The organism is Bordetella genomosp. 1 (genome assembly GCF_002261335.1).
Taxonomy (GTDB): Bacteria; Pseudomonadota; Gammaproteobacteria; order Burkholderiales; family Burkholderiaceae_B; genus Bordetella.
Map to the genome: position 1 here is coordinate 228,182 of NZ_NEVL01000007.1, position 19,841 is coordinate 248,022.

The window sequence follows — 19,841 nt, forward strand, 5'->3', positions numbered from 1 at the left end:
GGCTCCTTACAGCACTTCCGGGGCCAGCGACACGATCTTCATGAAGCGCTCGGTACGCAGTTCACGCGTAACGGGCCCGAAGATGCGGGTGCCGATGGGCTCCAGCTTGGCATTGAGCAAAACGGCGGCATTGCCACCGAAGCGAATCAGCGAACCGTCCTTACGGCGCACGCCCTTGGCGGTACGAACCACCACAGCGTTGTAGATTTCGCCTTTCTTGACGCGTCCGCGCGGGGCCGCATCTTTGACGCTCACCTTGATGATGTCGCCGATTCCGGCATAGCGGCGCTTGGAGCCACCGAGCACCTTGATGCACATGACTGCACGCGCACCAGTGTTATCGGCCACGTCCAGCGTGGTCTGCATTTGGATCATGATTTTTCCTGTTCCAACTTAACTGAAAACACGCCCTTCCCGGATGGGGAGGCCCGTCTTTCCTGCCAGTTTTGGTCCCGTCAGGTCCGCCACCTCGTCGAGAATGACGCGATGCCGACCCTGGGTTGAAATCCTGCGGAAATTTCCCTGCAAAGTTAGCCGAAGCGGCACTAGGCAGATCACCAGGTCATCCGCCCTGAACCTCGCATCCTCGGGCACTGCTGGAATCACTGCGGCTTGATCGCCGCTGCGGATTCTGCGTCGTGCGCCCGGGGGTTTCTGAAAAGCTCCAGCGAAACTGGTACCTAGGCCAACCCAACTAACAATTTGGGAAAGCTGGTTATTCTAGCCCGCCCATTTGGCAAACGCAAGTCTGTTTTGCCTGGAAAAACAAGGACGTGTGCGCTTGCCACAACAGCCGGCGCCCGGGACGAACCGCGGGATGCGGCATCCACCCTAGGCCTGGTGCCGCGCAGTCGCTCGCACTTTGCGCGAGACAGCCGCAGACAGGCGCCTGCAACGTAAGTGAGCACTTCCCTGACGCGGCGTCGGCGCGCCGCTCCCGGCATCCTGGGGCGGCATCGCCCCCGCCCATCGGGCCTCATGCGCTACTGTTGGCGCCCCGCGACGCCCGGCCGCGGCGGCGCCGTCCCTCTACTTCACGCGGCGGCTCAGGTCGCTGACGCTGCGCTGCGCGTCACCGGCGCTGTCCCGCGCCGACCTGGCTTCCTGCTGGGCCGATTTTGCATCCTGCTGCGCCGACTTGGCCGCCTGCTGCGCGGCGCTGGCGTCGCGCTGGACCGCGGCCAGCTCCTTTTGCAATTGGGCGACCGAACGCTGCAGGTCGTTCACCTGGTTGCCGCCGGCGGATTTGTCGACCACCTTGCCCTGCTGCTCGAGGCCGCGGCGCAGGTCGGCCAATGCCTTGGCCTGCTCATCCCCGGTACGTCGCAGCGCCTGGATCACCCCCGCCTGCTCCTCGACCTGGCGCTTGAGCGCCTCGTTGCCCTGCTGCAGCTTGTCGATGTTGCGCGTCGCCTCTTTCAGCTCCGTCAGCCTCACGTATACGGGCAAGCCGTTGGCGGCGTCGATCGCGACGAGGCTGCTCTCCAGGAGCGACGGCCATTTGATCTCGTCGGCCTGCACGCCGGCGGCCTGGACCGACATGCTGCCGAGCGCCAGCAGCAATGCGCCCGCGGCCAGGCGCAGTTGGCCGGCACGGGTTTGACACGCGGACTTGCCTGAATATGCACGCATCATGATTTCTCCGGATCGGTTCGCCCATTGCGAACGCGCGCTCAGCATAGGTCCGGATCCGGACGAAAAACCGCAGGCAAAAAAAAACGGCATGGAAACCTGTTCCATGCCGTTTCATCACCATCGCGGCGCGAGCCGCGAATGGCGTCGTACTCAGATGACGCGTGCCGCTTCGATCAGGCGCACCACCGTCCACGCCTTGGAGCGGGAGATGGGACGGCCTTCTGCGATTTCAACGGTATCGCCTTCGTTGTACTGGTTCGATTCGTCGTGCGCCTTGTACTTGGCCGAGCGCATGATGATCTTGCCGTAGATGGGGTGCTTCACGCGGCGTTCGACGAGAACGACCACGGTCTTGTCCATCTTGTTGCTGACGATCTTGCCGACCAGCGTACGTTGACGCTTCGCGACCTGGGTGTTTTGCGTTTCGCTCATGTTTAGTTCCCTGCCTTTTGGGTCAGCAAGGTGCGCACACGCGCGATGTCGCGACGCACATTGCGCAGCTGGCGGTGGTTAGCAAGCTGCTGCGTGGCCTTCTGCATACGCAGACCAAATTGCGCCTTCAGCAGGCTTTCGAGCTCTTTGCCCAGCTCGGCGGCGTCTTTCGAACGGAGTTCGCTAGCTTTCATATTGTGTACTCCTTAAGCACCGATATGACGCGCAACGAACGTGGTGGCGATCGGCAGCTTGGCAGCGGCCAGGCGGAACGCCTCGCGCGCCAGCTCTTCGCTGACACCTTCCATTTCGTAGAGCACCTTGCCGGGCTGGATTTCAGCGACCCAGTACTCCGGGTTGCCCTTACCGTTACCCATCCGGACTTCAGCCGGCTTTTGCGAGATCGGCTTGTCGGGGAAGATACGGATCCAGATCCGGCCACCGCGCTTGATGTGACGGTTGATGGCACGACGAGCGGCTTCGATCTGACGCGCGGTCAGACGGCCACGGCCGGTAGCCTTCAGGCCGAATTCGCCGAAGGACACGTGCGTACCACGAGTCGCCAGACCCGTGTTGCGGCCCTTCTGCTCCTTGCGATACTTTCTGCGAGAGGGTTGCAGCATGGTTATTCTCCTTCAGGAGCCGGAGCCGCGTCCGCCTTGCGGGGACCACGACCGCGACCACCCGGACGACCGTTGCGGGCACCTTCCGGACGATCGCCACGGGGGGCGCGACGCGGACGACGCTCTTCTTCACGCGGGGCGGCGGTCTCGACGGGCAGCTCGCCATTGGCCAGCATGTCGCCCTTGTAGACCCACACCTTGATGCCGATCACACCGTAGGTGGTGTGGGCTTCGGAGGTGCCGTAGTCGATGTTCGCCTTCAGCGTGTGAAGCGGCACACGGCCTTCGCGGTACCACTCGGTACGCGCAATTTCGATACCGTTCAGACGGCCCGAGCTCATGATCTTGATGCCCTGGGCGCCCAGACGCATCGCGTTCTGCATGGCGCGCTTCATGGCGCGGCGGAACATGATGCGCTTTTCGAGCTGCTGCGAGATCGAGTCGGCGATCAGCTGAGCGTCGGTTTCCGGCTTGCGGATTTCCTCGATGTTGACGTGCACGGGCACGCCCATCAGACGCTGCAGATCGGCCTTCAGGCTTTCGATGTCTTCGCCGCGCTTGCCGATCACCACGCCCGGACGAGCCGAGTAGACGGTGATGCGTGCATTCTTGGCGGGACGCTCGATGACCACGCGACCAACGGAGGCGCTCTTGAGCTTCTTCTTCAGGTATTCGCGGACGCGGATGTCTTCAGCGAGCATGCCGCCGAAGGCCTTGTCGTCTGCGTACCAACGCGAAGACCAGTTACGGGTGACCGCGAGACGGAACCCAGTGGGGTGAATTTTCTGACCCATCGTGACTCCTTAGGCTCCGACCTTGACCGTGATATGGCAGGTCTGCTTCTCGATACGGTTGCCACGGCCCTTGGCGCGAGCCGAGAAACGCTTCATCGATTGCGCCTTGTCCACGAAAATCGTGGTGACCTTCAGCTCGTCGATATCGGCGCCGTCGTTGTGCTCGGCGTTGGCGATGGCGGACTCGACAGCCTTCTTCAGGATGACGGCAGCCTTCTTCGGCGAGAAGGTAAGGATGTTCAGGGCTTGAGCCACCGACTTGCCGCGGATCAGGTCCGCGACGAGACGAGTCTTCTGAGCCGAGATGTGAACACCACGGATAATGGCAGTAGTTTCCATCGCTTACCTCTTCGCCTTCTTGTCCGCGGCGTGACCCTTGAACGTACGGGTCAGCGCGAACTCGCCCAGCTTGTGACCGACCATGTTCTCGTTGATGTAAACGGGAACGTGTTGACGGCCGTTGTGCACAGCGATCGTCAGGCCGATGAATTCCGGCAGGACCGTGGAACGACGCGACCAGGTTTTGATCGGCTTCTTGTCTTTGCCCGCGACTGCCGTATCCACCTTTTTGATCAGGTGGGCATCGACAAACGGGCCTTTCTTGATCGAACGTGACATAGTGTTCGCCTCTTACTTGCGCTTGCGCCGTTGGACGATCATATTGTTCGTCCGCTTGTTGCGACGGGTCTTGAAGCCCTTCGCCGGAGTACCCCACGGGCTGACCGGTTCGCGAGCTTCGCCGGTACGGCCCTCACCACCACCGTGCGGGTGGTCGATCGGGTTCATGGCCACACCACGAACCGTCGGGCGGATACCGCGCCAACGCATGGCGCCGGCCTTGCCGATCTGGCGCAGGCTGTGTTCTTCGTTACCGACTTCACCGATGGTGGCACGGCATTCGATGTGCACGCGGCGAACTTCGCCGGAGCGCAGGCGAACCTGAGCGTACGTGCCTTCGCGGGCCATCAGGACGGCGGAAGCGCCGGCCGAACGAACCATCTGAGCACCCTTGCCCGGGATCATTTCGATGCAGTGAATCGTCGTACCCACCGGGATGTTGCGGATCGGCAGGGTGTTGCCGGCGCGGATCGGGGCTTCGATGCCCGAGATCAGCGTGGCGCCCACTTCCAGACCGCGCGGAGCGATGATGTAACGACGCTCGCCGTCGGCGTAGCACAGCAGCGCGATGTGAGCCGTACGGTTGGGGTCATATTCCAGACGCTCAACCTTCGCCGGGATGCCGTCCTTGTTGCGACGGAAATCGACGATACGGTAGTGCTGCTTGTGACCACCACCACGATGGCGCACGGTGATGTGGCCATTGTTGTTGCGGCCCGAGCCACGGGTCTTCTTTTCGAGCAGGCCGGCGAACGGTTCGCCCTTGTGCAGGTTCGGGCTGACAACCTTCACCATGCCACGACGGCCAGCCGAGGTCGGCTTTACTTTAACGAGGGCCATTTACTTCACCTCCGCAAAGTCGATTTCCTGGCCTTCCTTGAGCGACACGTAGGCCTTGCGCTCATTACGGCGACGACCAACGAATCGGCCAAAGCGCTTGACTTTGCCCTTACGGTTGAGGACCTGCACGGCTTCGACCTGCACCTTGAACAGCAGTTCGACGGCAGCCTTGATCTCCGGCTTGGTGGCATCAGCCACGACACGGAAAGCGATTTGCTGATTCTTTTCGGCAACGAACGTGGCTTTTTCAGTCACGACCGGCGCCAGAATGACTTGCATCAAGCGTTCGGCGTTCATCCCAGCATCTCCTCGAGTTGAGCGATGGCCGGCTTGGTGATCAGCACTTTCTTGTAGTGGATCAGCGACAACGGATCGGCATAACGGGACTCGATCACGGCAACGTGCGGCAGGTTGCGCGTGGCGAGGTAAACATTTTCATCGACGGCGTCGGTGATGATCAGGACCGAATCCAGACCCAGCGACTTCAGCTTGGCGGCAGCCAGCTTGGTCTTGGGCGACTCGAGCGAGAAAGTATCGACAACAGCGATGCGGTCTTCACGGGCGAGCTGCGACAGAATCGAACGCAGGCCAGCGCGGTACATCTTCTTGTTGACCTTCTGGCTGAAGTTCTCTTCGGGCGAGTTCGGGAACGTGCGACCACCCCCACGCCACAGCGGCGACGAGGTCATACCGGCGCGAGCGCGGCCGGTACCCTTCTGGCGCCAGGGCTTCTTGGTGGAGTGCTTGACTTCGGTACGGTCTTTCTGGGCGCGGTTACCGCTGCGTGCGTTGGCCTGGTAGGCAACGACGATCTGGTGAACCAGCGCTTCGTTGAAATCGCGACCGAAGATGGTGTCGGGCGCGCTGAACGTAGCGGCCTGACCTTGATCGTTCAGGAGCTTGAGATCCATTTACTTACGCCCCCTTCTTCGCCGGCGCCTTGATGGCCGGACGGACGATGACATCGCCACCTGCGTGGCCGGGGACAGCGCCCTTGACCAGCAGCAGACCGCGTTCGACGTCGACGCGAACCACGTCGAGGTTTTGAACGGTGCGGGTGACATCACCCAGGTGACCAGCCATGCGCTTACCCGGGAAAATACGACCCGGATCTTGAGCTTGACCGATAGAACCCGGAACGCGGTGCGAGCGCGAGTTACCGTGCGAAGCGCGTTGCGAACCGAAGTGGTGGCGCTTGATGGTACCGGCGAAACCCTTACCGATGGTCGTACCCGTGACGTCGACCTGTTGGCCGGCTTCAAAGATCGATTCGACGGCGATCACCGAACCAGCCGTGAATTCGGCGGCGCGGGTGGGATCGAGACGGAATTCCTTCAGGATGCTGCCGGCTTCGGCGCCAGCCTTGGCGTAATGGCCGGCCTGAGCCTTGGCCACGCGCGAGGCGCGACGGGTGCCATAAGTCACTTGGATGGCGGCGTAGCCGTCGGATTCCAGGGACTTGACTTGAGTCACACGGTTGTTGGACACGTCCAGCACGGTCACCGGGATGGATTCACCTTCCTCGGTAAAAATGCGGGTCATGCCGACCTTGCGACCCACCAGACCCAGCCGATGGGCGGCGGGCGTGGGTGTCGTATTCGACATCGTTTTCTCCATTCCCGACTGCGATTGGTCGGGGCTAATCGGGCAAAAGGTAACGGCCTTTGCCCTACAGGACTAAGTAACCAAGACGCCTGCGCCACCAGCCAGTTGAGAGTCCTGACCGTAAAGCGTGAGGCACGCGCCCATAGTTGCTCTTGCCACAAAATGGCAAGCTTCGCATATTAGCATGCTTTTTTCTGACAACACAAGCACTTAGCGCGCTTATCCCCTGCGCGCGGGCCGCCCGGATGTGCAATCCGCACAACACCAAGCGCGGTGTTTTTTCGGGGCCGGTTGGGCGGGCTCGGCAGCGCTCGCGCTGCCCTGCCCCGCGGTCACCGCAGGAGCGCAAGCGGGCAGAAAAGTCAGTGGATGCTCACTGTCGTGCCACGTGGCGCCGCGGCGGGGCACGGCTTACCGCGCGCTCAAAAACAAAATGGCCGCGCCCCGGAGGGTGCGGCCACTTCTACGAACCTGCCTGTTGCCAGGCCAGCTCGAACCAGCCTTACTGCAGCGCGATTTCGACGTCGACGCCGGCCGGCAGATCCAGACGCATCAGGGCGTCCACGGTCTTGTCGGTCGGATCCACGATGTCCATCAGGCGCTGATGGGTGCGGATTTCGAACTGGTCACGCGAGGTCTTGTTGACGTGCGGCGAACGCAGGACGTCATAGCGACGGATACGCGTGGGCAGGGGAACCGGACCGCGCACGACAGCGCCGGTACGCTTGGCGGTGTCGACGATTTCCGCTGCGGACTGATCGATCAGCTTGTAATCGAAGGCCTTCAGACGGATGCGGATCTTTTGGTTTTTCATGGCGTTTCCTAAAGAACGAGATGCGGAGGCGGCGAACCGCCTCCGCTGATGGGTGCAGCTTTACTTGATGATCTTGGCAACGACGCCGGCGCCGACGGTACGACCGCCTTCACGGATGGCGAAGCGCAGGCCTTCTTCCATGGCGATGGGGGCCAGGAGCTTGACGACCATCGAGACGTTGTCGCCCGGCAGGACCATTTCCTTGTCTTGCGGCAGATCGATCGTGCCGGTCACGTCCGTCGTGCGGAAGTAGAACTGGGGACGATAGCCGTTGAAGAACGGGGTGTGGCGGCCGCCTTCTTCCTTCGACAGGATGTACACCTCGGCGCTGAAGTCCGTGTGCGGGGTGATCGAACCCGGCTTGGCCAGAACCTGGCCGCGCTCGACGTCTTCGCGCTTGGTGCCGCGCAGCAGGATGCCCACGTTGTCGCCGGCCTGACCTTGGTCGAGCAGCTTGCGGAACATTTCCACGCCCGTGCAGGTGGTCTTCACGGTGGGCTTGATACCGACGATTTCGATTTCTTCGCCGACCTTGACGATACCGCGCTCGATACGGCCGGTCACCACGGTGCCGCGACCCGAGATCGAGAACACGTCTTCCACCGGCATCAGGAACGCGCCGTCGATGGCACGCTCAGGCGTCGGGATGTAGGTGTCCAGCGCTTCGGCCAGGGCCAGAATCGCTTGCTCGCCCAGTTCGCCCTTGTCGCCTTCCAGCGCCAGCTTGGCCGAACCCTTCACGATCGGGGTGTCGTCGCCCGGGAAGTCGTACTTCGACAGAAGTTCGCGAACTTCCATTTCCACCAGCTCGAGCAGCTCGGCGTCGTCGACCATGTCTGCCTTGTTCAGGAAGACGATGATGTACGGCACGCCAACCTGGCGCGACAGCAGGATGTGTTCACGCGTCTGGGGCATCGGGCCGTCAGCGGCCGACACCACCAGGATCGCGCCGTCCATCTGGGCCGCGCCGGTGATCATGTTCTTCACGTAGTCAGCGTGACCCGGGCAGTCAACGTGCGCGTAGTGACGCGTCTGCGTTTCGTATTCCACGTGGGCCGTGTTGATCGTGATGCCGCGGGCCTTTTCTTCAGGAGCCGCGTCGATCTGGTCGTAGCCCTTGGCTTCGCCGCCGAACTTGGTCGACAGGACCGTCGTGATCGCTGCCGTCAACGTCGTTTTGCCGTGGTCAACGTGACCAATCGTACCCACGTTCACGTGCGGCTTGGTACGTTCAAACTTGCCTTTTGCCATGATCTCAATCCTTCAACTTTCAAGGAAATTTGGATATTTGCCGCGCCCCCCGGATCACGAGAGACGCGGCGACGGTTTTTACTTGGCCCGAGCGGCGATGACTTCGTCAGCGACGTTCTTGGGAGCCTCGGAGTAATGCTTGAATTCCATCGTGTACGTGGCACGACCTTGCGTCAGCGAACGCAGGTTGGTGGCGTAACCGAACATCTCGGCGAGGGGAACCTCGGCCTTGATGATCTTGCCGCCGCCGACCATGTCGTCCATGCCCTGGACCATGCCGCGACGCGAGGACAGATCGCCCATCACGCTGCCAGCGTAGTCTTCCGGCGTTTCGACTTCAACGGCCATCATGGGCTCGAGCAGGACCGGCGATGCGCGACGCATACCTTCCTTGAACGCCATGGAACCGGCCATCTTGAACGCGTTTTCGTTCGAGTCCACATCGTGGTACGAACCGAAGAACAGCGTCGCCTTGACGTCGACCACCGGGTAACCAGCCAGAATACCAGCCGGCAGGGTTTCCTGGATGCCCTTGTCCACCGCGGGGATGAACTCGCGCGGCACCACGCCGCCCTTGATGGCGTCCACGAACTCGTAACCACCGCCCGGCTCGAGCGGCTCGAGCTTCAGGACGACGTGACCGTACTGGCCGCGACCGCCCGACTGCTTGACGAACTTGCCTTCGACTTCGTCGCAGGTCTTGCGGATCGTTTCGCGGTAGGCAACCTGGGGCTTGCCCACGTTGGCTTCCACGCCGAACTCGCGCTTCATGCGATCGACGATGATTTCGAGGTGGAGCTCGCCCATGCCCGAAATGATGGTCTGGCCGGATTCTTCGTCGCTGCGCACGCGGAACGACGGATCTTCCTGCGCCAGGCGCGACAGCGCCAGGCCCATCTTTTCCTGGTCAGCCTTCGATTTGGGTTCGACGGCCTGCGAGATCACGGGCTCGGGGAACTCCATGCGTTCCAGCGTGACGTGTGCATCGACGTCGCACAGCGTTTCGCCGGTGGTCACGTCTTTCAGACCCACCACGGCGGCGATGTCGCCGGCCAGAACTTCCTTGATTTCTTCGCGGTTGTTCGCGTGCATCTGCAGAATGCGGCCGATACGCTCTTTCTTGCCCTTGATGGGGTTGTAGACCGTGTCGCCCGACTTCAGGACGCCCGAGTAGACGCGCACGAAGGTCAGCTGACCCACGAACGGATCGCTCATCAGCTTGAATGCCAGCGCCGAGAACTTCTCGGTGTCGTCAGCCTTGCGCTTGACTTCGTTGCCGTCGTCGTCCATGCCGTCGACCGGCGGGATGTCGATGGGCGAAGGCAGGTAGTCGATGACCGCGTCGAGCATGCGCTGCACGCCCTTGTTCTTGAAGGCGGTGCCGCACAGCATCGGCTGGATTTCGCCAGCGATGGTGCGTTGACGGATGGCCAGGTTGATCTCTTCTTCGTCCAGCGTGCCGGTCTCGAGATACTTGTTCATCAGGTCTTCCGACGACTCGGCGGCGGCTTCGACCAGCTTTTCACGCCATTCTTCGGCGGAGGCTTGCAGTTCGGCCGGGATGTCGGCGTAGTCGAACTTGGTGCCTTGGCTGGCTTCGTCCCAGACGATCGCCTTCATCTTGACCAGGTCGATGACGCCGGTGAAGGTGTCTTCGGCACCGATGGGGATCACGATGGGGATCGGATTGGCGCGCAGACGCGTCTTCAGCTGGTCATAGACCTTGAAGAAGTTCGCGCCGGTGCGGTCCATCTTGTTCACGAAGGCCAGACGCGGCACACCGTACTTGTTGGCTTGGCGCCAAACGGTTTCCGACTGGGGCTGCACGCCACCCACGGCGCAGTAGACCATGCAGGCACCGTCCAGGACGCGCATGGAACGTTCCACCTCGATGGTGAAGTCCACGTGACCCGGGGTGTCGATGATGTTGATGCGGTGCTCGGGGTAGTTGCCGGCCATGCCACGCCAAAACGCCGTCGTTGCTGCCGACGTAATGGTGATGCCACGCTCTTGCTCTTGCTCCATCCAGTCCATGGTGGCTGCGCCATCATGCACTTCGCCAATCTTGTGATTGACGCCGGTATAGAACAGGATGCGTTCGGTCGTGGTGGTTTTCCCTGCATCGATGTGCGCAGAGATACCAATGTTGCGATAGCGCTCGATCGGGGTTTTGCGGGCCATGGTAGATAGTCCTTGATTTACCAGCGGAAATGGCTGAAGGCCTTGTTGGCTTCGGCCATCTTGTGCGTGTCTTCGCGCTTCTTCATTGCGGCGCCACGACCTTCGGAGGCGTCGATCAGTTCGCCAGCCAGACGCAGATCCATCGACTTCTCGCCACGCTTCTTGGCGGCTTCACGGAGCCAACGCATAGCCAGGGCCAGGCGGCGCACGGGGCGCACTTCAACCGGCACTTGGTAGTTGGCACCGCCAACGCGGCGGGACTTCACTTCGACGATCGGCTTGATGTTGTTGATGGCCAGGGAGAAGACTTCGATCGGCTCTTTGCCGGTCTTGGCCTGGACTTGCTCGAGGGCACCATAGATGATGCGCTCGGCGACGGCCTTCTTGCCGTCCAGCATCACAACGTTCATGAACTTGGCGAGCTCGACGCTGCCGAACTTGGGATCGGGCAGGATCTCGCGCTTGGGTACTTCGCGACGACGGGGCATTTTGCTTCCTTGTGTCTGTTCAGTTGAACCGTGTTGTTTTCACACGGCCATGGCCGCCTAGAGAGACGACCCCTTACGTGCTGCACACCATTCCAGCATTGCTACTGGCGCAGCTGCACACCTCCCGGGTGACGCCATTGCGTCCCTGGGGTACTTCCGGATACTGCGATTAAGCCTTCTTCGGGCGCTTGGCGCCGTACTTCGAGCGGGCTTGCTTACGGTCCTTGACGCCTTGCAGGTCGAGGGAGCCGCGCACGATGTGGTAACGCACACCGGGCAAGTCCTTCACACGACCGCCACGCACCAGAACGACCGAGTGCTCCTGCAGGTTGTGGCCTTCGCCGCCGATGTACGAAATGACTTCGTAACCGTTGGTCAGACGCACCTTGGCAACCTTACGCAGAGCGGAGTTCGGCTTCTTGGGGGTGGTGGTGTAGACACGGGTGCAAACGCCGCGACGCTGGGGGCAATTTTCCAGCGCGGGGCTCTTGCTCTTGATGATGCTGACTTCGCGCGGCTTGCGCACGAGTTGGCTAATGGTAGGCATGACCTTTGAAATCCCTTTTACGTACCACTGGTAAGTACTTTCGTACTCGTGTCCTCCGGGCGCCTTACTGCGGGGCCTGGAGAGGCAGTTCACGCAAAACCGCCCCTGACGTGTCATCTACGTAAAAGAGCGGGTCTTGCGGGCAAAAACGCGCAGAGTCGTCCGTGTCGAACCGGGGCAGACATCGCCTCGGGGCGGCTTGGAAACCGGATATTGGACTGGGACAGTAGCGGGCGAAGAATTCGGCAGTATGACGCCCCGAATACACCGTATCGGAAACGCCACAAAGACTGGCTTGCGGCCTGGCGGATTCGTGACGCACCCACCCTGGCCGGACCCGGGTAGCCCGGATCTGCGCTGCCGGCCTGCCATGGGAGTAAACCCCGCGCGACAAGACCACCAGCAACTCCTCTTTATCCCGGCACCGCAACCCCACGATCAGTGACCGGAAGTGGCTTTGCGCGCGCATAAAGCAGTAAGCCCTTCAGCTTAGCTTAGTTATCCACCGCTGTCAAAGCGGGGTGCTCATTTTTTGCACGACGAGGCCGGGAGGCCGGCGACAGTGTCGCATCGACGCCCCTTCGGGGCAACCGCGGGAGCCGCGTGCGCCCCCCAGCAGCGCCTGGACGTGGCGCCCTTCCCGGGGGCACGCCTGCGCCCGGCAACGCCGTCGCCGGATCATGCGACCCCGTTATCCACAGGCCTGTGCACACGGACGCTGACGGTGTTTGTACGAGTGCAAGCGTTCACTTATCCACAGGGCGCGGGCGTGCGATCGCGCGCCGCGCCGCGGCCACACGGGAGAACGCCGCGCAGGCAATGGCGGCGCGCGGCCGCCGTCAGGGGTTGGCGAACAGGTAGCCGCTGCCGTAGACCGTGCGGATCGGCAGGATCACGCCCGCCTGCTCGGCCTTGCGGCGCAGCCGGCTGACCACCACGTCGATGCTGCGCGCCCCGGTCACGCGGGTGGCGACACCATCCGCGGCCAGCTCCTCGGCGAGCTGCTCGCGCGTCACCGCGCGGCCCGGCGATTCCAGCAACACCCGCAGGATCTGGCGCTCGTTGGCCGACAGCGACAACAGCACGCCGTTCGGCGCCCCCAGGGTCCAGTCCTGGTCGCGCAGCTCCCAGCGGCTGGTGTCCGCAGGGTCGAGCGCGATCAGGTCCGTGGGCGCGGGCTCGTTGAGCCAGACCGGCAGGCGCCGCGCCAGCGCGAGCAGCACGCCGGCGAGCTCGCGATCATCGAGCGGCGCGGGCAGGCAGGCGTCCGCCCCGCTCTGCAGGCAGCGCAGGCGCGCCTCGGTGGGCAGGTCGGCGCCCGTCACGATCACGCCCAGCCCGGCGGAGCCGCGCAGACGTGCGATCAGGGCGTAGCCGAGTTCTCCCAGATCGGAGATATCCAGGATCACGGCGTCGTAGTTTTCCTCGGCCATCAGGCCGAAGAGTTCAAGCGGGGTCGAACAGCCCCGCGCGGAGATACCCGCTTGCAGCAGCACAGAGATGGTTTGAGTGCGGCTGGCTGCATCGGGCACCATGAGGAGTGTGCTCAATTGCTTCATGACCAGACCTTGTCTCGCCGCGGCACCGTGCCGTGGCGTCGCACCCGTTGGAACCCACTGCGACAGGGACCTCGATGCGAATGCACCCAGTGTGGCGCTTTATTGCGTCAATCCCCAGTCAATATTCGTCAAGTTTGCAGTGTTTAACCCTCGAAATCCGGTCAATCTGTATCACAATACGTCACGCATGTTTATGATGCGCTTCGCCCCGAAGCGTTTTATGCGCGTGGCGCCCGAGCGGCGCGACGCTCTCCTCCATGGCCATGAAAATCGCATCGCTCGAAGACGACCTGGACCAGGCGCGGCAGATCCAACAGGTGTTGGTGGATGCCGGGTATGAATGCCGCAGTTTCCAGAAGAGCCAGGACCTGCTGGCGGCCCTGCGCACGGACGCATTCGATCTGATCCTGGTCGACTGGCAGCTGCCGGACATCGACGGCGACGAAGTCGTGCGGCGCCTGCGGGCGCGCTACGGCAACAGCGCCGCCATCATTTTCCTGACCAGCCGCAACCAGGAGGAAGACCTGGTCGAAGGCCTGCGCGCGGGCGCCGACGATTACATCGTCAAGCCGCTGCGCCCCGCCGAGCTGCTGGCACGCGCCGGCGCGCTCCTGCGCCGCACGCAGCCCTCGCGGCCCGATCTCACGGCGTTCAGCGTGGCGCAGTACCGCATCGATCCCGCCGAGCGCACGATCACCCTGCACGGCGAAGCCATTTCGCTGCCGCCCAAGGAATACGAGCTGGCGCTGATCTTCTTTCGCAACGTGGGCCGGCTGATGTCGCGCGATCTGCTCGCCGAAAGCGTGTGGAACCGCGAGATTCCCGCCACCTCGCGCACGCTCGACACGCACCTGTCCAACGTGCGCCAGAAGCTGCAGCTGCGCCCCGAAAACGGCGTGCGCCTCACCTCGTCATATGCGCTGGGCTATCGCCTCGACCTGGTGGCCGATTCGCCCGCCGCCTGATTTGCGCAGCACAAGGAGTATGTCAATGAACCGGATCGCCCGGTACGTCTGTGCATGGATCGCAGGCGCCCTCGCCCCCCTCGCCATCGCCCAACCGGCCGGCGCACTCGGCGACGACTTCATCTTCCGCATCCGCTCGGGCGATACCCTGATCGCGCTTGCGGCGGCCTACACGGGTTCGGAGGCGAACTGGAGCCGGCTGCAGTCGCACAATGCCATCTCCAATCCGTATGCGCTGCCGGTCGGCATGGAGCTGCACATCCCGCTGTCCATGATTCCGATGGTGACCAGCGCCGCGCAGGTCGTGCACGTCGCTGGCAGCGCCAGCATGGCGACCGCGTCGCTGCGCGCCGGCATGACGGTGCCCGAAGGCGGCACCATCACCACCGCCCCCGACGGCTTCGTGACACTGCGCCTGTCGGACGCCACCGAAGTGACGATCCCGCCCTCAACCTCGATCACGCTCGAACGCGTGCGGCAGTTTGCACGCGTGCCGCTCACGGATTCGGTCATGCGCGTGAACGCCGGCAGCGTCGAATCGCGCGTGGCGCCGGCGGGTCAGGGCGTGGGCCGCTTCGAGATCCGCACGCCGGTGGCGGTCACGGGCGTGCGCGGCACGCGCTTTCGCGTCGACAGCTCGGCGCAGGGCGCGAGCCAGACCGTGCTCGAGGGCAGCGTGCGCCTGCAGCCGCACGCCCCCGACACGGCCGCGGCCCCGGCCACGACGACCAGGCCGATCAACGTGCAGGCCGGCCAGGGGGCGCAGGTGCGCGCCGACGGCTCGTTTGCCGGCGTGCGTGCGCTGCTGCCGGCGCCGACCCTGGGCGAGCCCACGCGCGGCGGCGCCGCCAGCGTCGAGGTCGTGCCGGTGCCGGGCGCGGTCGCCTATCGGGTGCGCGTGTCGCGCGATGCGCAAGGCATGCTGCTGGTCTCCGAACAACGCGCGCCGGGCCCGGTGCTGCGCTTTACGGCGCCGGGCGCCGGCACCTATCATGTCGGCGTCAGCGCCATCGACGCGGAGGGCCTGGCAGGCTTCGAGACGCGCCGTCCGTTCGAAGGCGCCAATGCGCTGGTCTCGGCCGGCGGCCTGCCGGTCCAGAGCGGCACCGGTGGCATCATCATCCTGAGCGACTACTGAGCCTGCCCATCGCATCGTGCCCCCTGTCCTGCCCCATGATCGCCGGCAACTGACGCAACGCTCCAGCATCGCGCTCACCTGCCTGCTGGTGGCGTTCGCCGCGCTGATGGGCGCGCTGGCAGGACTCGGGCGCATCGACCAGACCCTGTACGACCGCGCCATCTCGCTCATCAGCCGGCCCGCGCCCACCGACCTGGTGCTCGTCACGGTCGACGACGAAAGCATCGCGGCGCTCGGGCGCTGGCCCTGGACCCGCCGTACGCATGCCGCCCTGCTCGACCAGCTGCGCGAGGCGCGCGCGGTCGGGCTGGACCTGATCTTTTCCGAGGCCGACAGCAACGACCCGCAGGCCGACGCCGTCCTGGCCGATGCCATCCGGCGCCACGGGCATGTGGTGCTGCCCATCGTGCTCGACGACCTCGCGCGCGCGCAGACCTATCAACCGCCCATCCCCACGCTCGCCAACGCGGCGGCCGGCCTGGGCTTCATCAACATTCCGCTCGATCCCGACGGCGTGGTGCGCGAGACCGCGTGGAATCGCAAGGTGGGCGGCGTGCCCGTGCCGCACTTCGTGCTGTCGCTCATGGCGACGGGCGGCGAAGCCGCCGCGGCGCGCGCCTTCGGCCAGCGTTTCGGCGCGGAAGACCAGTCGCTGATTCCGTTCGCCGGGCCCCCGGGCCATCTGCGCACCGTGTCGTATCTGAGCGTTCTGCAGGGCCAGGTGCCGCCCGAATGGTTTCGCGACAAGTATGTGCTGGTGGGGGCCTGGGCCACGGGTCTGAGCGATGCCTTCCCCACGCCGGTCTCGCATCGCGCCAGCGGCATGGCCGGGGTCGAGATCCTCGGCAATCTGCTGCAGGCCGCGCGCCAGGAGATTTCGTTGCGCGCCGCAACCCCGTGGGAGAACGCGCTCGCCGCCGCCCTGCCGGTGCTGCTGCTGTGCCTGGTGCTGCGCCACGCATCGCCCAAGACCTCGCTGCTGCTGACCGTGTTGCTGCCGTGGATCATCCTCCCGGGCGCGTTGCTGATGCTGCGCTACGGCGGCATCTGGTTTCCGCCCGCCGCGGCGCTCCTGGGCGTGGCGATCTGCTATCCGATCTGGAGCTGGCGCAGCCAGGAGACGGTGCTGCGCTACATGGACACCGAGCTGCGCCGCTTGCGGCGTGACTATGCGCCGGTGCTGAACCTGCCACGCCAGCCCTCGCTGCTGGGCCAGCGCTCACTCGAAGACCGGCTGGGCCAGCTGCGCGACGCGCTGGCGCTGGTGCGCAACCTGCGGCGCTTCCTCACCGACGGGCTCGAGGGCATGCCCGACCCGACGCTGGTGTTCGACGTGACGCAGCGCCTGCAATTCCGCAACCGCGCGGCCGTGACCTTCTTCCGCAGGCTCAGCGCACGTTCGCCGCACGTGGGACAGCAGGCGGCGGACCTGCTGGCGCGGGCCGTGCCCGGCGATGCCTCACGCGCGCAGATCCGGCTGGCGATGGACCGGGCCGCCGAGTCCGATGCGCGCGCGGGCTGGAGCGCGGAGGTCGAGGTACGGGACGGCGCGGCGCGCGACCTGATCGTGAAGTGCGCCCCCATCCACAACACCGACGGCCAGTTCGTGGGGACCATACTCACGCTCAGCGACATCACGACGATCCGGCAGGCGGAGCGGCACCGCGAGGAAACGCTGCGCTTCATTTCGCACGACATGCGGGCGCCGCAGAACTCGATCCTCGCGCTGATCGACATGCGCGCGCGCGAACTCGACGCGCCCGACGAAACGCTGACGCGCATCGCCCAGCTCTCGCATCGCACCTTGCACCTGGTCGATGGCTTCGTGCAGCTCACGCGCGCGGAGTCGGTGAAGATGGCCGTGGTGCCTTTCGATCTGGCGGAGCTGCTGCGCGAAGTGGCCGACGACTTCTGGGCGGCCGCGCGTGCGCGCGAGATCACCGTGACGCTGACCGAGCCGCTGCCCGCCGCCGACGTGGCGGGCGATCAGGCGCTGTTGCGCCGCGCGTTGGGCAACCTGCTCGACAACGCCATCAAGTACAGCCCCTTGGGTAGCAACGTGACCTGCAGCGTCGCGGCACAAGGCACGACGTGGGTGGTGTCGATACACGACGAAGGGCCCGGCATCGCCGCCGCCGATCTGCCGACCGTGTTCCAGCCGTTCACGCGCGTGGGCGCGGCGGAACGCGCCGACGCGGGCGGCGCGGGCCTGGGCCTGGCGTTCGTGCGGGCCGTGGCCGAACGCCATCACGGCAGCGCCGACGTCATCAGCATGCCCGGCCGCGGCTCGACCTTTCTGTTGCGCCTGCCGCGCGCGATCCAGACGGCCGAACCCCGCGAGACGCCCTAGCGGAACGTGTGGGTGATGGTGGTGGTGCGGCCCGGCTTGACCTCGATCGTGGTCTGGTAGGGCGGCAGCTCGGCATTGCGCACGGTGACGCTGTATTTGCCGGGCAACAGGCGCAGCTCTTTGAGCGGCGGACTGATGCCGCGCTTGGCGCCGTTGATCCAGATCTCGCCCCATGGCATCACGTTGATGCGCACCAGCACGCGCGCGGGCGCGGGCTCGTTGGCGGGTGCCGCGGTTTCGCCCGGCGTCTCGGCCGGGGCGGCGTTCGGGCCGGTGCCTGTCTGCGGCCGTTCGCCGGTGTCTCCCGCCGTGGCCGCGCCGGGCGCCGCGGCGGTGCCGGCCGGATTCGTCGTGCCGTTGCCGGTGGCAGGCGGCGTGGCCGCGCTGCGGGTCTCGGGCTTCGCGGCGGCGCCATTCGCCGGCGTCGTGGCGGCCGGCAGGCCGCCGAGCGGCGGCGGCTCGGGCGGCAAGGCAGGCGGCGACACGGCCGGGCCGGCCTGCTGGCCCGCCGAGCCGATCGGCGGGACCATGGATTCGGAAGCGGTAATCACGCCCTTGGGCACGGCTGCGAGCCGGTTCCACCAATAAAAGCCGACACCGGCGGCGATGGCGATCAGCAACAGCACGAACAGCACCGCGCCGACCGAGGGCCGCGGCTGCTGGGGCTGGACCTGCTCGGCCCGCGGCGCGTCCACGCTGACCGAAATGGGCGCGATGGTGGCGAGCTCGGTGTCGTCCTGCACGGGGGCGAACGCGAGCAGCGCGGCCAGCGCCTCGATGCTTTGGGGCCGGTCGGCGGGACGCACGGCCAGGCCGGCATCGATGGCGGCCAGAAACTCGCGGTCGTAGCGCGGCAGCTCGCGCTCGGCGAGCGGCACGTAGGTGTCGTTCACGACACGCTCGGGCGCCGGCGGCGGCACGCTGCCGGTGACGAGCGAATGCGCCATCGCACAGAGCGAATAGATGTCGCTCCAGGGGCCGCGCGGCCAGTCCGGCGTCTGGGCGTAGAACTCGAAGGGCGCGAAACCGGGCGTGGGCGCGGGCAGGTGCCCGTCGTGCTGGCGCGGCTGGGCCTGCGCGGCCAGCAGGTGGGCCCGGCCGTTTTCATCCAGGCCGACCGAATGGGTGCTGATGTCGGCGCAGATCCGGCCGCGTTCGTGGATGGAAGACAGGGGCGCGAGCAGCTCCGCCAGCACGCGCTTGATGCGCGATTGGGGAACGCCACCGCCGATCGTGGCCGCGATGGCGGACAACGGGCGGTGGGCCAGGGGGGCGGCGCCGTCGAACGGGCCGCGCGGAGTCGAGGAGCCGGCGGGAAAGGACATATCACTCAGTACGCGCCGCCGGGCCCCGTCGGGATCCTGCCTCGGCGGATCCGACACGGCACCACGGCGCATCAGCACGAAAAACAATCGGAATCGCCAGGGCGGCCCAGGTAAAACCGTACACCAGGAAGCCCGCCTTGACGATATCATTTGCACCGCCGGTAGCCTCGTTGCGACATCCCGGCGGCGCAAGCATAAACCACAGCCACAGGATTGCCCGTCACCATGTCTGTAAAGACCCTCCCAACCGTTGCCGCACGCTGCCTTTCCCCGCTGCTTTTCGCCGCCCTGGCGGGCTGCGCCGTGACCCGTGGCGAGGCGCCCGAAGCGCCGGCCACCACCGAAGCGGTGGCCGCCGTGGAACAGGCCCGCGAGAGCTACGCCGCCGGACGCTACGGCGAGGTCATCCGCCTGGTCGCCACCTCCGACGACATCGCGCTGGCCCCGCGCGCACTGCGCGTCGAGGCCTTCAAGCTGCAGGCGTTCAGCTATTGCGTGAGCAACTATCGCCAGCTCTGCGAGGACGCCTTCGTGCGCATCCTGGCGCTGCAACCGGACTTCGCGCTGGCGCCCAACGAGGCCGGCCACCCCAACTGGGGCCCGGTGTTCCGCACCGCCCAGCAGCGCGTGCGCTGACACCGCTCCCCGGCCCGGCCGCGAGCGGCGAGCCAAGCTT

The 19,841-nt window shown here is 65.0% G+C and carries 23 protein-coding genes; 4 read left to right on the forward strand and 19 right to left on the reverse strand.

Going from position 1 to position 19,841, the window contains the following annotated elements; genetic code table 11:
• Positions 1–6 precede the first annotated feature (6 nt).
• From rplN to CEG14_RS25385, 18 genes are all read right to left on the reverse strand, one after another.
• Complete coding sequence (gene rplN / locus CEG14_RS25300) at positions 7–375, reverse strand: 50S ribosomal protein L14 (RefSeq protein WP_003806916.1); 369 nt, start codon at positions 373–375, stop codon at positions 7–9.
• Between the two features lie 654 nt (positions 376–1,029).
• A complete protein-coding gene (locus CEG14_RS25305; protein WP_143277281.1) occupies positions 1,030–1,740 on the reverse strand; it encodes a hypothetical protein in 711 nt (236 codons plus the stop codon).
• Positions 1,741–1,785: 45 nt separating this feature from the next.
• On the reverse strand, positions 1,786–2,067 hold the full coding sequence (rpsQ, locus tag CEG14_RS25310) for a 30S ribosomal protein S17 (RefSeq protein WP_094829178.1): 282 nt from the start codon (positions 2,065–2,067) through the stop codon (positions 1,786–1,788).
• A 2-nt stretch (positions 2,068–2,069) separates the two neighbouring features.
• Positions 2,070–2,261: a 50S ribosomal protein L29 gene (gene rpmC, locus CEG14_RS25315; protein ID WP_094829179.1), complete on the reverse strand. Its 192-nt coding sequence runs from the start codon at positions 2,259–2,261 to the stop codon at positions 2,070–2,072.
• A gap of 12 nt (positions 2,262–2,273) precedes the next feature.
• Positions 2,274–2,690 (reverse strand): 50S ribosomal protein L16, encoded by a 417-nt coding sequence (rplP, locus tag CEG14_RS25320; RefSeq protein ID WP_094798034.1) that lies wholly within the window; start codon positions 2,688–2,690, stop codon positions 2,274–2,276.
• A 2-nt stretch (positions 2,691–2,692) separates the two neighbouring features.
• The gene (gene rpsC / locus CEG14_RS25325) at positions 2,693–3,484 is read right to left on the reverse strand and encodes a 30S ribosomal protein S3 (RefSeq protein WP_094829180.1); all 792 of its coding nucleotides are present in this window, start codon (positions 3,482–3,484) and stop codon (positions 2,693–2,695) included.
• Between the two features lie 9 nt (positions 3,485–3,493).
• Positions 3,494–3,823 carry a 50S ribosomal protein L22 gene (rplV, locus tag CEG14_RS25330; protein WP_010925688.1) on the reverse strand — a complete coding sequence of 110 codons (330 nt, stop codon included), beginning with the start codon at positions 3,821–3,823 and terminating at the stop codon, positions 3,494–3,496.
• A 3-nt stretch (positions 3,824–3,826) separates the two neighbouring features.
• Positions 3,827–4,102, reverse strand: coding sequence for a 30S ribosomal protein S19 (gene rpsS, locus CEG14_RS25335; RefSeq protein WP_094829181.1), 276 nt, complete (start codon positions 4,100–4,102; stop codon positions 3,827–3,829).
• Positions 4,103–4,114: 12 nt separating this feature from the next.
• A complete protein-coding gene (gene rplB, locus CEG14_RS25340; protein ID WP_094829182.1) occupies positions 4,115–4,942 on the reverse strand; it encodes a 50S ribosomal protein L2 in 828 nt (275 codons plus the stop codon).
• Positions 4,943–5,239, reverse strand: coding sequence for a 50S ribosomal protein L23 (rplW, locus tag CEG14_RS25345; protein ID WP_094829183.1), 297 nt, complete (start codon positions 5,237–5,239; stop codon positions 4,943–4,945). It lies immediately after the preceding gene.
• Entirely contained in the window at positions 5,236–5,853 is a 618-nt protein-coding gene (gene rplD / locus CEG14_RS25350) for a 50S ribosomal protein L4 (protein ID WP_094829184.1), read from the reverse strand. Before rplD ends, rplW begins: the two co-directional genes overlap by 4 nt.
• 4 nt (positions 5,854–5,857) lie before the next feature.
• The gene (gene rplC, locus CEG14_RS25355; RefSeq protein WP_179280675.1) at positions 5,858–6,547 is read right to left on the reverse strand and encodes a 50S ribosomal protein L3; all 690 of its coding nucleotides are present in this window, start codon (positions 6,545–6,547) and stop codon (positions 5,858–5,860) included.
• A gap of 502 nt (positions 6,548–7,049) precedes the next feature.
• Positions 7,050–7,361 carry a 30S ribosomal protein S10 gene (gene rpsJ, locus CEG14_RS25360; RefSeq protein ID WP_003806903.1) on the reverse strand — a complete coding sequence of 104 codons (312 nt, stop codon included), beginning with the start codon at positions 7,359–7,361 and terminating at the stop codon, positions 7,050–7,052.
• Positions 7,362–7,421: 60 nt separating this feature from the next.
• Positions 7,422–8,612 (reverse strand): elongation factor Tu, encoded by a 1,191-nt coding sequence (gene tuf, locus CEG14_RS25365; RefSeq protein ID WP_094829186.1) that lies wholly within the window; start codon positions 8,610–8,612, stop codon positions 7,422–7,424.
• Positions 8,613–8,690: 78 nt separating this feature from the next.
• On the reverse strand, positions 8,691–10,793 hold the full coding sequence (gene fusA / locus CEG14_RS25370; protein ID WP_094829187.1) for an elongation factor G: 2,103 nt from the start codon (positions 10,791–10,793) through the stop codon (positions 8,691–8,693).
• A 17-nt stretch (positions 10,794–10,810) separates the two neighbouring features.
• Positions 10,811–11,281 (reverse strand): 30S ribosomal protein S7, encoded by a 471-nt coding sequence (gene rpsG, locus CEG14_RS25375; protein ID WP_094798042.1) that lies wholly within the window; start codon positions 11,279–11,281, stop codon positions 10,811–10,813.
• Positions 11,282–11,450: 169 nt separating this feature from the next.
• Entirely contained in the window at positions 11,451–11,828 is a 378-nt protein-coding gene (gene rpsL / locus CEG14_RS25380) for a 30S ribosomal protein S12 (RefSeq protein ID WP_005017264.1), read from the reverse strand.
• 839 nt (positions 11,829–12,667) lie between these two features.
• Entirely contained in the window at positions 12,668–13,387 is a 720-nt protein-coding gene (locus CEG14_RS25385; RefSeq protein WP_094829188.1) for a response regulator transcription factor, read from the reverse strand.
• 263 nt (positions 13,388–13,650) lie between these two features.
• Here CEG14_RS25385 and CEG14_RS25390 point away from each other — a divergent pair, with 263 nt between their 5' ends.
• From CEG14_RS25390 to CEG14_RS25400, 3 genes are read left to right on the forward strand one after another with little or no spacing between them, the layout of a single operon-like run.
• A complete protein-coding gene (locus CEG14_RS25390; RefSeq protein WP_094829235.1) occupies positions 13,651–14,352 on the forward strand; it encodes a response regulator transcription factor in 702 nt (233 codons plus the stop codon).
• 25 nt (positions 14,353–14,377) lie between these two features.
• Entirely contained in the window at positions 14,378–15,490 is a 1,113-nt protein-coding gene (locus CEG14_RS25395; RefSeq protein ID WP_094829189.1) for a FecR family protein, read from the forward strand.
• Between the two features lie 16 nt (positions 15,491–15,506).
• Positions 15,507–17,840, forward strand: a complete 2,334-nt coding sequence (locus tag CEG14_RS25400) for a CHASE2 domain-containing protein (RefSeq protein ID WP_256986059.1) — start codon at positions 15,507–15,509, stop codon at positions 17,838–17,840.
• Here the strand turns inward: CEG14_RS25400 and CEG14_RS25405 are convergent.
• Entirely contained in the window at positions 17,837–19,165 is a 1,329-nt protein-coding gene (locus CEG14_RS25405; protein ID WP_094829190.1) for a hypothetical protein, read from the reverse strand. The genes CEG14_RS25400 and CEG14_RS25405 overlap by 4 nt on opposite strands.
• 225 nt (positions 19,166–19,390) lie before the next feature.
• Here CEG14_RS25405 and CEG14_RS25410 point away from each other — a divergent pair, with 225 nt between their 5' ends.
• A complete protein-coding gene (locus CEG14_RS25410) occupies positions 19,391–19,801 on the forward strand; it encodes a TssQ family T6SS-associated lipoprotein (protein ID WP_094829191.1) in 411 nt (136 codons plus the stop codon).
• The last annotated feature ends 40 nt before the right edge of the window (positions 19,802–19,841 follow it).

Coding starts and splice junctions, on each gene's coding strand:
- rplN (WP_003806916.1), bottom strand. CDS start 375: ATGATCCAAATGCAGACCACGCTGGACGTGGCCGATAACACTGGTGCG.
- CEG14_RS25305 (WP_143277281.1), bottom strand. CDS start 1,740: ATGGAACAGGTTTCCATGCCGTTTTTTTTTGCCTGCGGTTTTTCGTCC.
- rpsQ (WP_094829178.1), bottom strand. CDS start 2,067: ATGAGCGAAACGCAAAACACCCAGGTCGCGAAGCGTCAACGTACGCTG.
- rpmC (WP_094829179.1), bottom strand. CDS start 2,261: ATGAAAGCTAGCGAACTCCGTTCGAAAGACGCCGCCGAGCTGGGCAAA.
- rplP (WP_094798034.1), bottom strand. CDS start 2,690: ATGCTGCAACCCTCTCGCAGAAAGTATCGCAAGGAGCAGAAGGGCCGC.
- rpsC (WP_094829180.1), bottom strand. CDS start 3,484: ATGGGTCAGAAAATTCACCCCACTGGGTTCCGTCTCGCGGTCACCCGT.
- rplV (WP_010925688.1), bottom strand. CDS start 3,823: ATGGAAACTACTGCCATTATCCGTGGTGTTCACATCTCGGCTCAGAAG.
- rpsS (WP_094829181.1), bottom strand. CDS start 4,102: ATGTCACGTTCGATCAAGAAAGGCCCGTTTGTCGATGCCCACCTGATC.
- rplB (WP_094829182.1), bottom strand. CDS start 4,942: ATGGCCCTCGTTAAAGTAAAGCCGACCTCGGCTGGCCGTCGTGGCATG.
- rplW (WP_094829183.1), bottom strand. CDS start 5,239: ATGAACGCCGAACGCTTGATGCAAGTCATTCTGGCGCCGGTCGTGACT.
- rplD (WP_094829184.1), bottom strand. CDS start 5,853: ATGGATCTCAAGCTCCTGAACGATCAAGGTCAGGCCGCTACGTTCAGC.
- rplC (WP_179280675.1), bottom strand. CDS start 6,547: ATGTCGAATACGACACCCACGCCCGCCGCCCATCGGCTGGGTCTGGTG.
- rpsJ (WP_003806903.1), bottom strand. CDS start 7,361: ATGAAAAACCAAAAGATCCGCATCCGTCTGAAGGCCTTCGATTACAAG.
- tuf (WP_094829186.1), bottom strand. CDS start 8,612: ATGGCAAAAGGCAAGTTTGAACGTACCAAGCCGCACGTGAACGTGGGT.
- fusA (WP_094829187.1), bottom strand. CDS start 10,793: ATGGCCCGCAAAACCCCGATCGAGCGCTATCGCAACATTGGTATCTCT.
- rpsG (WP_094798042.1), bottom strand. CDS start 11,281: ATGCCCCGTCGTCGCGAAGTACCCAAGCGCGAGATCCTGCCCGATCCC.
- rpsL (WP_005017264.1), bottom strand. CDS start 11,828: ATGCCTACCATTAGCCAACTCGTGCGCAAGCCGCGCGAAGTCAGCATC.
- CEG14_RS25385 (WP_094829188.1), bottom strand. CDS start 13,387: ATGAAGCAATTGAGCACACTCCTCATGGTGCCCGATGCAGCCAGCCGC.
- CEG14_RS25390 (WP_094829235.1), top strand. CDS start 13,651: ATGAAAATCGCATCGCTCGAAGACGACCTGGACCAGGCGCGGCAGATC.
- CEG14_RS25395 (WP_094829189.1), top strand. CDS start 14,378: ATGAACCGGATCGCCCGGTACGTCTGTGCATGGATCGCAGGCGCCCTC.
- CEG14_RS25405 (WP_094829190.1), bottom strand. CDS start 19,165: ATGTCCTTTCCCGCCGGCTCCTCGACTCCGCGCGGCCCGTTCGACGGC.
- CEG14_RS25410 (WP_094829191.1), top strand. CDS start 19,391: ATGTCTGTAAAGACCCTCCCAACCGTTGCCGCACGCTGCCTTTCCCCG.